The organism is Pseudoalteromonas sp. PPB1 (assembly GCF_015356275.1).
Taxonomy (GTDB): domain Bacteria; phylum Pseudomonadota; class Gammaproteobacteria; order Enterobacterales; family Alteromonadaceae; genus Pseudoalteromonas; species Pseudoalteromonas rubra_D.
This window is the reverse complement of the sequence record NZ_JACEQV010000051.1, coordinates 1-11,896: the sequence shown is the minus strand read 5'-3', so window position 1 is coordinate 11,896 and position 11,896 is coordinate 1. Positions and strand designations below refer to the sequence as shown.

The 11,896-nt window shown below is 43.3% G+C and carries 6 protein-coding genes; 1 reads left to right on the top strand and 5 read right to left on the bottom strand.

The window, feature by feature from the left end; translation table 11 throughout:
* Window positions 1–266: 266 nt before the first annotated feature.
* The 5 genes from IY568_RS24070 to IY568_RS24050 all read right to left on the bottom strand — a co-directional run bounded on the left by IY568_RS24070 (window position 267) and on the right by IY568_RS24050 (window position 9,972).
* The gene (locus IY568_RS24070) at window positions 267–656 is read right to left on the bottom strand and encodes a DUF6896 domain-containing protein (protein WP_194868930.1); all 390 of its coding nucleotides are present in this window, start codon (window positions 654–656) and stop codon (window positions 267–269) included.
* Window positions 657–658: 2 nt separating this feature from the next.
* Window positions 659–1,243, bottom strand: a complete 585-nt coding sequence (locus IY568_RS25390) for a ParB/RepB/Spo0J family partition protein (protein WP_194868929.1) — start codon at window positions 1,241–1,243, stop codon at window positions 659–661.
* A gap of 429 nt (window positions 1,244–1,672) precedes the next feature.
* The gene (locus tag IY568_RS24060) at window positions 1,673–2,155 is read right to left on the bottom strand and encodes an IS3 family transposase (RefSeq protein WP_416365179.1); all 483 of its coding nucleotides are present in this window, start codon (window positions 2,153–2,155) and stop codon (window positions 1,673–1,675) included.
* A gap of 342 nt (window positions 2,156–2,497) precedes the next feature.
* Complete coding sequence (locus IY568_RS24055) at window positions 2,498–2,971, bottom strand: hypothetical protein (protein WP_194868928.1); 474 nt, start codon at window positions 2,969–2,971, stop codon at window positions 2,498–2,500.
* A 5-nt stretch (window positions 2,972–2,976) separates the two neighbouring features.
* On the bottom strand, window positions 2,977–9,972 hold the full coding sequence (locus IY568_RS24050; protein WP_194868927.1) for an RHS repeat-associated core domain-containing protein: 6,996 nt from the start codon (window positions 9,970–9,972) through the stop codon (window positions 2,977–2,979).
* A gap of 599 nt (window positions 9,973–10,571) precedes the next feature.
* Between IY568_RS24050 and IY568_RS24045 the strand changes: the two genes are divergently transcribed.
* Window positions 10,572–11,543, top strand: a complete 972-nt coding sequence (locus IY568_RS24045; protein WP_194868926.1) for a transposase — start codon at window positions 10,572–10,574, stop codon at window positions 11,541–11,543.
* Window positions 11,544–11,896 lie beyond the last annotated feature (353 nt).

Genomic DNA, 11,896 nt, shown 5'->3' with positions numbered 1-11,896 from the left:
GTCTTGACCGATGGCTGGTGTCAGGCCACTTTGTTCTCCGAGGTACTGGGCTATTATCAGAGTCTGACCGGTGGACAGCCTCTGACCTTGCCTCCTGCGGCGAATTACGAGGATTATATTCAATGGTGTCCGTGTATTTTCCTCCTATTCCAAAGTTGCACAAAATAGCGCGCTCACATTTACCCTAGAAGACACGTAACAAGAACCGATAACGCTGGGTGTCCGTGTATTTGTGCGCCCTAAATTACTAGGTGTCTCTAAAGCAGTCATTGTGCAAGAAGTAGTAATCGAGGGTACTCATTATTAGATAACACTTGACCAGATTGGCGTAGACCTGCCAACTCACCTTTTAAGTTACAATCTTCTTTATGAATTGATTCTAGGTAGAGAGATAGCCTCCACTCGTCAAACAAGTCCGGTTGGTCAATGTGCTCACAGACGTCAACTAACCTGCCATCATCAACACAGCTGAACTCAACACCAGCTCCATGCTTTTTAAAGTTCCAGTACATATCATCGACTTTAATTCTGCCATACTTTGGCAGGTTGATTAACAATGAATAATTAGTGCATTCAGGATACTCATTCAATAAAGCTCTAGTCAGTTTTCTTTGTGTTGATATGAATGCTTTTATATCTGCAATTAATAAACTCATGACTAATACCTCGCCTCAGCAGCCTCCATTAGTAACTGGTCAGCATCCTGTTGAGATACGTTCTTGACCCTGACAGGTACTTGTTTTAATTGCGCAGCAGATGCTGCCGCCGCCCTGTGGTGACCATCAATTATTATCATCTTGCCATTAACATCAGCGACATCTATCTGTTGTGATTCATCATAGCCGTCAGACTTAATTCTTTTTCGGATACGCTTCACCTTTGAGCCTGTCATTTCGTTACGACCTTGTCTCGATATTAGTGCTTTAGGGTTTATGAACTTGATGATGTTCTTGGGAGCGTTACCCGGTAGTGCCATGATGGCGTACTTTTCCAAACCTGCTTGAGCTTCATAAGCTCCAATGTCAGCCCAATCTTCGGGGTCAGCGTTCAACGACTGAATACTGCTCATGTCGCCATAAACTACCCCAAAGGTTAAGCCGTTAACAAGTTTCTTAAGGTAACCTTTTGTCGGGTTACCAATAATAGGTTCGATAGTGCCCGAAATCTCAGGTGAATAGCTTTGACCTTGACAATAATTTTTAGCAGACACCCATTCCAAAGTTACACAAAATAGCGCGCTCACATTTACCCTAGAAGACACGTAACAAGAGCTGATAACGCTGGATGTCCGTGAATTTACATTTACCCAACAAAAACCCATAAAAGTAACAAATAACGCTGGGTGTCCACGTATTTCACTGTTTAACGCCCTAATAAGGGGCTGATAATGCGTGGCCAAACGGTGTAGTGAAGCGGAACTGAGTCAAGCTTTAGTGGCCCCACGCCCAATCGTTTATTATACATAACCAAGCCTTTTTTACGATCTTTTAATATAAAGAGGCACCAGATAACCACCTCAAATTGCTGAGCGCCGGTTTTGAATGGGTAAATGGGTTTCAACCTAAATTCCAGAGCCGATAACGCTGGGTGTCCGTGTATTTCCCTATTCCCCAATAATCACAATTCCACCTTCACCTTTAATCTTATCTAATAAAGGAAGTACGTGTAGTGGTCAACTAATCCCGGACAGTAAGTAAAGTTTTTCTTCCGCAACTGCTGGCGCAAGCATTTCGTTGTTACTATGCGGCCTTTGCCAGTTGTAGTAGTTCATTAAATAGTAACTAATATCTCTTTCAGCTTCCTTAAAGGAATCATAGCCTGTTGACGGAACCCACTCTGTTTTCAAACTCCTAAATAGCCTTTCCATTGGTGCATTGTCCCAACAATTCCCCCTGCGACTCATGCTTTGAGTCATACGATAGCGCCATAATTTTTGCCTGAACTTTGTGGCGACATACTGACAGCCCTGATCAGAATGGAACAACACGCCCGATGGCCGACCTCTTTGTTCATAGGCTCTGTCAAATGCTCTGAGGGCTAAGTTGGCATCCGGTTGATGAGACATAGCCCAGCCCACTACACGGCGTGTGCATAAATCCAATACTACAGCCAGATAGGCCCATTTCCTACCGGTCCAGATATTAATTTTTAGCAGACACCCATTCCAAAGTTACACAAAATAGCGCGCTCACATTTACCCTAGAAGACACGTAACAAGAACCGATAACGCTGGGTGTCCGTGTATTTGTGCGAGGCATGGCAACACGGGTAACATAACGAACGAGATAACGATAATTCGCTATCTCGCAGGCCTACTCGGCTTGACATCGCTGGAGCGTCCATATATGTCCGTGTATTTTCCCTCCGTGTATTTTCCAACACCAGGCATGGCAAAGCGGGTAATATAACGAACGAGATAACGATAATTCGCTATCCCGCAGTTCTACTCGGCTTTGCATCAATGGAGAGTCTATATATTTCCACGTAACTAGCCATTTTACTTTCTGATGATAGATGGTATTACTTTACCTCTTGAGTCATCAAATAGTACCAACCCACCATCTTTAAGTTTAATGTGTGAAACTTCGGTCAAATAATAAAAGCCATCACTCAATTTCTTAAATTTACCATAAATTCGTACAAGCTCTCCATTTACTTGTATAAGTGGCTCAATATCCTCAACATCTAAAGCTAAATTGATAGCATTTTCATATAGCCTTTCTTCATATGAGTATATATCCATATATAATAAGTTTCTCTCGTATTCAAAATTAACTACACCAGCCAGTCGAATTCTCCTATTTTCATAAGATGATGGTGATGCTATTAATTGAACAGTTGACACAACACAGTCAGTCTGAGTCTCAAGCTTTGTCCATTTTGAACATCCTGCCATTGTGGCCACAGAGTTATTAGTAATAACCATCATCAACAGAGTAAAAAGTCTTATCATTAAATTTGATACTTTCATCCAATTTACCTTTCTTTTAGGGAGAAAAAATCATTGCGATTAACAGCCGGATGCCTTTCTATAGGGTGTGAAATGGTACGACCGCGGTATTCGAACTTATACACGTCAGAATTAGCCAATCTAGCTTCATTGTAATCAATACCTCGGAATGTTGCTATGCCGTATTTTGATGATACATACGAAGTTCGATTGAGCTTAATAGCCAAATCTACATCAGGTCCTGACATATCATTAGCTGCCATTGCATGAGAGTGCCAGTCAGCACTAACCCTAGATGGCGCAATTCTCAACCCCGAAATAGACTTTTCCGTATCTACTTGAAGGGGGTTTCCATTATCCGCTAGCACTAGTGGGGCAAATGTTAGTTTTCCATTTTTAGTTGTATATATGTTTGTTCCAATCTCCATTTGAATCTCAGCAGCATATGGGTGAACTACTTCATCAAGAAGTGATACGATTTCTTCTTCGCTATCAAATTCACTACCTGGCCCCTTCTCACGCCCTTCAAACAATGAGTTCATACCATCCAATTTTGACTGATAATTTGAGTCAATCGGATTGATTAGGTTATTCAGCTCTTTCATATCAAACGCACTTTTGACATTAGCATCACTCGCCCCAATACTCTCCTGCGACCCAAGGTTATATGCAACACTACCGGTAAGCATGTCAACATTCGCCACTAAACCACTCGCACCGTTGAGCTTTATACTGTCTACCTTGATGAGTGTATCCCCCCCTTGATCAAGGTACACGTTACCATTATCCATTTTAATAAACTTATCACCATCCCCCACATCATAGCTCATTGCATCACCGCAACCCGGGGCTGAATCACCACTGACATCCGCGCCTTTTGACTGGCATGCTGACGAGTACCCAGTTGGGTCTGTACCGCCCAGTGGGTTATTCATTATATATGAGTAGGGGTTAATCGACTGAGAGTTACCCGGGCTCTGAATGACAGGATCGACCGACATAAACCTGCCTAAATTGTAATCGTACACCCGGCCATTCATATGGATAAGTTCCAGATCATCTAGATGCTCATGATCGGTAAATCCGCGTCGCGTTTTAGCTGATTTATAGTCGCCTAATTGAGCAGTAAATTTCAAGCTGCCTGACGCCGCTCTCGGTTTACCAAATGGGTCAAAGTTTCGCTCTGCCACCACATACCCGTCTGCATTGGTGATCAGCCTTGCACTGCCTAATCGATCTTTATGGAAATAACGGATCTGTGGCACACTACCAGATTGTGACGAGATGACAGCAATATCACCTATGTAAGCCCGAGTTGTTGTTTTGTTTCCTTCTATCTCAAGCTCGTAATGCTTACCTGCATAATAACTCGTTACGCTGCCTTTCACCTGCTTAAAGCGCATATGGTCAGGACCATAGGTAAAGCTTGCAGTTATGCCATTTTTGGTGATGCTTGTTGGTTTATCCATTGCATTGTAACTGGCAGTACTTAGTCCATCCCCTTTGGTCATATTACCGCGGGCATCATAGCTAAAGCCCACCCACTGGCCATTTTTTAATACCCGTTTAACCGCATTAGGCCCACCAACCGTAAACCCGGATACGCTATTACTATAATCATATTGGGTTGCGTAATCAGATTTGCTTGTCAGATTACCCACAGCGTCGTAATCGTAGCGGATGGTTGTGTAACCAGCAATCGCATTGCTCTTCAGACGATGCAGATCATCATAACTATATGACTCCGTAAACTGGTGTTGTTCACCCAGCTTGCCAGAAGTCACTGACAGTGATTTGAGATTGCCAAATCCATCATAGCCCGTGTACTGAATAGCCAGCAGGTTATTGCCATTTTTATGAGTATAATGTTCAGTCATCTGGCCGCTTTGACGACTATAGTAGTTGTCCATTTGCAGACCATTGCCTAAAGTTTGCGACTGAATATAGCCAAACACATCACGCTCAGTAATCTGCTGGAAAGTATATCCACTGGCGTTGTTTTTAACGCCAACCTGGTAGCCTCGGTCGTCGTAAACAAATTCCAATGTCAGATTGTTAGGATAACGCATCCCTTTAGCGCGTCCATAATTGGCATCATAATAGGTGCTTGTTGAAAAGCTTCGACCTTCGCCTGCTACTGTATGAACAGTTGGACGACCCAGACTATCGTATTGATAACTATGTGTAACGCCATTGCCTGCTGCATTGCTCAACTGGCCATAAGTGTGCGTATCAAATGTGTAGGTTAACGTCCCTTCACCCGTTGCAGTTCTTTTGACGACACGACCCAGTGAATCAACATTGTAGTGAACAGATTTTCCATTACTGCGTGTTTCTCTTTGAACCTCGCCAAATCCGTTATAAATAAAGTCTGTTGCCCCCTGGTTTGGATCAACTACCCGAACTTTTTGCCCGAATGCGTTGTACTTAGCAACAATGCTGTTGCCATTAGCATCACGTACTATAATGGGTAAGCCGTTACTATTGTATGAGTAACGCGTATCGCCATTCAGTGCGTCTGTGGTTTTCATCAATTGCTTTCGGCTATCATAAGTTCGGCTCATTTGACCCAAATGTAAGCCATAGCAACTCTCTGATACATCAATTGAGGTTGTAAAGCCTTTATAGCGATACTCTGTGGTCATTGTGCCGGTAGCAAATGGTGAACACTGTTGATCGACTGTCTTGCTGTCCACACGACCAATCTCATCGTAGTTACCATATCGAACGCCATATTTAATGTTGCCAAATTTGTATGGCTGAGACTCAAATAATGGATACCCCTGTGCATTAAAGGTTTTGTCCTGCAGGATCCAATCGCCGCCCTGATTCTCGACTTTTGTCCGGATGGTACGCCCAAGCTTGTCAATAAAGGCAACTTTTTTGGGGGCACCTGGCGCAACCGTCAATACTTGGAGCACTGCATCCCGAGGTGCATAAGTCCCAGGCCGTTGTATCGCTGTATAACCCTTTGGCGTTCCCTCTACTTTTTGACTATAAGGTCTCAGGTAGCGATCATAGCCATATTCTGTAGTGAGATATTCACTGGCACTCACCTGCTGGTGCGTTTTGGTTTTAAGACCCGTTTTCGGATCAGTATTCACCCTTGTTTTATGTCCTTTGGCATTGGTGGTTTCATGGACATAATAACCACTGTCAGCCGCAGATGTACCATTTGAGGTATAGGACAGGGTTTCAACCCGGCTTTGCGAAGTCCAATTCGCGTCGTTATAAATGCTTGCCTTTTTAGTAACTTGGGTAGGCAAACCGTAACTATTAAAGACATAGTTTATTTCATGTCCATTACCTGAAGAGCCGCTAACCTTAACAGTTCTGGCCTTTCTAGACGTGTGAAAATTACTAAACTCCTTTGTCAAAGTAGTTTCGCTCACCAAGCCTTTTTCACCACCTTTGTACAGGAAATAAGCATCATTAGGGTCTCTGCCTGAAAGCAAAGACTTTGTAACGACTTTAGTTACCTTATTTACCCACCAGGCTGATGTGTCGTAAGCATATGTTTTAGTTGTTGAAACCTTTGACATACCATACTGGTCATCCTGTCTTCGTTCGCTATGTATAATATCGCCATACGCATTAATTGATTTATTTTCTACTTCCGTTGTAGACAACCAGCTCTTTGTTGAAATATCACGTTTAATTTCATAGCTGGACTTTGCATACAAACTATATACGTTTTTAATTCTGTGACTTGGATTGCTTTTCCAATCTATTTTTGAGTGACTAATTGCAGAGCTCTCTGTCACAGCAATTCGCCTGCCATCAAGGGTGTACTCATCTGCAATAAATGTGGCCTTCGCCATTAGTTTGCCCGCGTAGGGGAAGTAGGCCTGAAAGTCAGATTGTGTTACCAGGCCTCGTGTTACATCCGCTTCAATGATGCTTCCAAAACCCATGAATCCACGGCCCTGATTATTAAACAGCGCATTGCGATAGGCGTATCGGCGTACAAAGTCACCACCCACACCATTATCTTGCTTAAACTCCCTCACCACGTACATACTAGATGTGAATTTTTGATAACCCTTTACTATAAGCCCCGTTAAATTCAAACTATCAGATTTATACAGCCTGGTTACACCGTTTATATTAGTCGACACAGAAGACGACAAAGGACGATAATCCCATTCACTTTTCAGTCCAATACCATCTGTGACTGAGTGAAGTACATCAAGTGGTCTATATCGGCTCCCGTTTGTTCCCGAGCCAGTTCCGTAGTTACGGCTAATGTTGACCTTGCCTTTTGCATAACCATAAGGCGTTGCATCCAAAAAGCGACAACTTGATCCTGCGGGACCGCTTGCACACCCATAGTTAAAGACTAGATCAGGCAATCCATCACCTTGTGCATCGATAATAGCAGACTGATGAGCAGAACCGATAAAGTCGGTATCTGTACTGACAAAGCTGCCGCCTTTTAGCTCAAGCTTGGCAAAGGAGTAAATACTATGATCATGGCGCCCATCAATCGATTTATAAGTGCCTTTTCCTGAAGGGATCAACTCGTTGTAAATAGCAGAGCCACAGAACTCTGTCACGCTCTTCCCTCGGAATTCAAAATGAGACACATTTTGACACCCCTCCACCACAATACCGTTAGGGATCAGGAGCTCTTCTTTACCATCTGCATCAATATCAGCAACCTTGATGGCATTGCCATATTTTGGCAATTTAACATACCGCTCATTCTCTCTGTTCCCCTCCAGACCGTAACTCAGGTTATAGTAATAGTCTCTGCTATACGCTCTGGCATTCATATAAACAGGCGAGGTAAACCAGCCGTCACCTTTGCTGTATCTTACATACAACTTGCTGCCGTTCTGTTTCGGGTTGTACCAGCCAAACCAGTCTTTAAGACCATCACCATTTAGGTCTGCAAAGCGGTAGAATCGCCCCCACCCGCCATTGAACGAAGGAAGGTAGTCATCCTCATCGTCCCAGTTAACTGTTCTGCTTGTAAAGCTCAGCGTTTTACCTTTAGATGCCGTCAGCTTGACGGAGCTCAATTTGCCCTGCCCAATGTCACTTCGGTGTAAGGACACACGATAAAAATCAGGTATACCGTTACCATCAAAATCCCCACCTATCGAATAGGAAGTAGATGGATTGTCCGAACCCGGGTGCTTACCCACAGTAAACAGTTTTTGTTTATAAGACGTGGAATAAGGTGTCGAGAAATTACCACTGTGATAGTAAAAATAGATGTAATCATCAGAGTATGTTGCTGTTTTTTCGTAGATCACCAAATCTGGCAGACTATCACCATTCATGTCGCCAACATGCAAAAACGAAGACAGCTGAGGCACTTCTATATTGGTATTGATGCGAGTCGATGTACCATTCTGATAGTTTTTATACAGTACCAGCTTTTTCTTTGAACCTACTGAGCCTGCTACAAAATCAAAGTCGTCTGTAATGCCGTCCTGGTTGTAATCCGCGGTATCCGTATGACAATTCACTTTTTCGCCACTGGTACCAGAAAACTCGCATTGCGTCATTGGGTGGCTATTGCTCGTTGTATTGCCTTCTGCGTCGATGTAGAAGCCAGGCCAATCTCGGGAGCCGTCCCCGTTTCGATCGCCATTAGGTAACACCGATGAAATGCTCTTACCTGCATTGATATTTACAAAGGTACCTCTGATTTTAGGCGCCTGATCTTCCCATTCAAAACGAGTTTTAGGCAAACAATTTCCGCCCGTTGTGCCGTAACACAACTCAACTGAAGACAACAGATCTATACCCGACGCACGACTGGCTGCATAACTAAGCGTATATTCTCTGGTTTGCGTGGAGTTGTGCTTGGTAACAACACGCTTCAGGCGCTGCGTTTTCTCGTACAATATACCCTGGTGGTATTTTCGGGTTGGGTCCAGTGCCTGCTCATATTCGAAATAGATGTTATGCATACCCTTATGTGAACTGCTGTTACCTGTATAGTTAATTCTGTCCAGCAGTTTTTCGTTTGTACCGTAGGTAACATAATCATAATGAATAAAGTTTTTGTTCGTTGCGTCTCGGGTGTAATCAATTAACCAGGCATAAGTGCCATTGTAATTTGAGCGGATGTCACGACTATTGGCTGATGCACCATAATAGCTAACGTGACCATTTTTAAACCTGACCACAAAGTAGCTGGATGTAGAGTTCATTGCGCCGTGCTGCGTAATTTTGGCAAAACTGTCCATTTCCGTTCTGTATTCAGCGCCGCTTGAACCATAGCTGCCATTGATGGCAATCAGTCTTTGGCCATTCAGACAGAGACGATCGTTTTGATCATACTTAGGGTTTCGACTATATCCATCTTGTGCATAGGTGGCCGGACAGCGTGTAATCGCAGACCCTGCCGACAAAGACCAACCCTTGCCAGCAATCCCAGAGCCAGATCGTGATGAGTAATTCAGTGATACACCCGGCTGCATACCAGCACGCCCAGGTGTAAGTTCTATTGGGACAGAGTACGTTGCACCGCCGCCACTTACTCCAGCTCTTCCCTTGATTGTGCCCACATTATCAACTGAGGGAGCGCTGACACTGACTAAATTCGCATTGCCGGGGATCGAACTTGTCACATCTGCGTATTGAGTTTCAAAGACATTTTGAATCGCGCTGCCTGCTGCAATCAAATTACAAGAATCTCTGTAACATGCCGCAACCCTAACCTGCAAATAGCCATTAAATCTGTCATCCAGAATGACAGACAATGATTCTGTGAACAGTAGGTTTTCCCACTGTCCATCTTCATTCAGTACCTGAATTGCGTATTTACTGACACCGGCGATCGCAGACCAGGTTAAGCGCTTTTCCCCGTTGCTTATTGTTAACTGTGCCTGATATTCATTGGCATCAATTTTCCTGGGGACAACAATGAGCTTTTTACCAATTCGGATAGGAGTAAATAGACTTTTAGAATTAGCGAATGCCATGGAGGAAAACGCCACCAATTGTGTCATGCACAGCAGCACAAATATATGCTGCCATTTAACTTTGTTCAATACGCGATTCAATGCGTGAAGCTCCTTATTTAGTTACTGAAAGTAAACTCGACAGGTTGAAATTCAAGCAACCCTAAACATTCAAAAGATAGTTAAAGCAGATGCTCTGAAGTACAGCGGCAATTATTCAGCTTTATTAATTAATGGGCGCGAAATATACAGTAAAAACAAAAAACATACAATAAAGCAGGTGAAGAGCTGATCAATTGTAAAAAAGCCACCTCAACAGTAAAGATATGATAACAAAAGAAATTAACCAATCTGACACAAGATATGAGTCAAGCTCTGAACATGCTGCATATTATCAGTGTTAGTAAACAGACCAACTCACAGCCTGTTCGGTCATTTAATCCGTGAAGATTAAAGTACATAACAGGTACCGCTTGCACTAAAGCGATCTTAGTTATCAGTTCTTCTGCAAGTGGAGTGATAGATGACAAAAGATGACTAGCAGACTAGTGACTAGCATGACTAGTAGTGACTAGCAGACACCCAACAGTAGTGACTAGCAGACACCCAACAGTAGTGACTAGCAGACACCCAACCAAAAACTTGCCTGCCTTACTTCCACTATCTATGCTTTTTATCTGCTCCAAAGATAAGGACATAAAATGCCAACAGCACGGAAAAGCCAGGTCAGCTTAGTTGACACAAAATACTACCATTGCATCTCTCGCTGTGTCAGGAGAGCCTTTCTATGTGGTGAAGACCCGTTAACAGGCCAGTCTTATGAGCATCGCCGTGAATGGGTTGAAGAAAAGCTACTCCTGCTGGCAAGCATTTTTTGCATTGATATCTGCGCTTACGCGGTTATGAGTAACCATACTCATATCGTTTTGTATGTGGATGATAAAAAAGCCAATCGATTGACCGACAAAGCGATTGTTATCCGCTGGCATAAGCTATTCAAAGGAAACTGGCTGACGCACAAATTTGTTGAAGATAACAAACTTAATCCGTCCGAGCATATGATACTCAACGATATTATCGACAAATATCGTGAAAGGCTATCGAGCATCAGCTGGTTTATGCGCGTGCTCAACGAAGACATTGCCCGCAGGGCAAACAAAGAAGATGGCTGTACGGGTCGGTTCTGGGAAGGCAAGTTTAAATCCCAAGCGTTACTCGATGAAGCGGCACTGGCCGCCTGTATGGCCTACGTTGACCTGAATCCAATCCGAGCCAAAATGGCCAACACACCTGAAACTTCTGAGTTCACCAGTATCAAAAAACGTATTGAACATACTCATAGTGGGAAGCAGCCAAAGAGTCTTCTGCGCTTTGCTGGCAACCCAAGACAGAATATGCCCAAAGGGCTCCCCTTTGAGCTTAAATACTACATTGAACTGGTTGAACTAACAGGCCGATGTATTCGAGCAGACAAACGAGGACACATCTGCGATGCCCATCCTATTCTCGCTCGATTGCAAATAGAGCCCGAAAACTGGCTAAAACTCACCACAAGATTTACCAAAGTATTCCACGGTGCTGTCGGCAGGCGTCATGCTATGAGTAAATATTGCACCCACCTACAAAAAAAGCGGCGCGCTAACCTGGCTAATTGTGAACGCTTATTAGGTTAGAATTCCCATTACCTGAAACTCAAATGATGACTGTCACACTCAGGCAGGGCTTAACTATGTCATACGGTACGAGATTAAGGCAGGTTTAGCAGAAGCTGTTCATATTTGAAGCCTACTCACAGTGATTTATCAATTATCTTTTCTAAATAGCACTCGCAATCACCCAGAAAAGCTCTATTAAAGGAACACTAATTGTTGGGTGTCTCTTTTAACACAGATAACAATTTGTAACTCCCCCATAAACTGCAACAGTTCTTGAGTAGAATTTCCATTAACAAAAGAAGGAAGTTTTACGATGAGAAAAAGCAAGTTCACCGAGTCACAAATTGTTGCCATGATCAAAGAAGCTGAAT

What these genes read in the sequence shown, in the direction of transcription:
- IY568_RS24070 (WP_194868930.1), bottom strand. Translation starts at nt 656, where the DNA reads ATGAGTTTATTAATTGCAGATATAAAAGCATTCATATCAACACAAAGA.
- IY568_RS24045 (WP_194868926.1), top strand. Translation starts at nt 10,572, where the DNA reads ATGCCAACAGCACGGAAAAGCCAGGTCAGCTTAGTTGACACAAAATAC.
- IY568_RS24055 (WP_194868928.1), bottom strand. Translation starts at nt 2,971, where the DNA reads ATGAAAGTATCAAATTTAATGATAAGACTTTTTACTCTGTTGATGATG.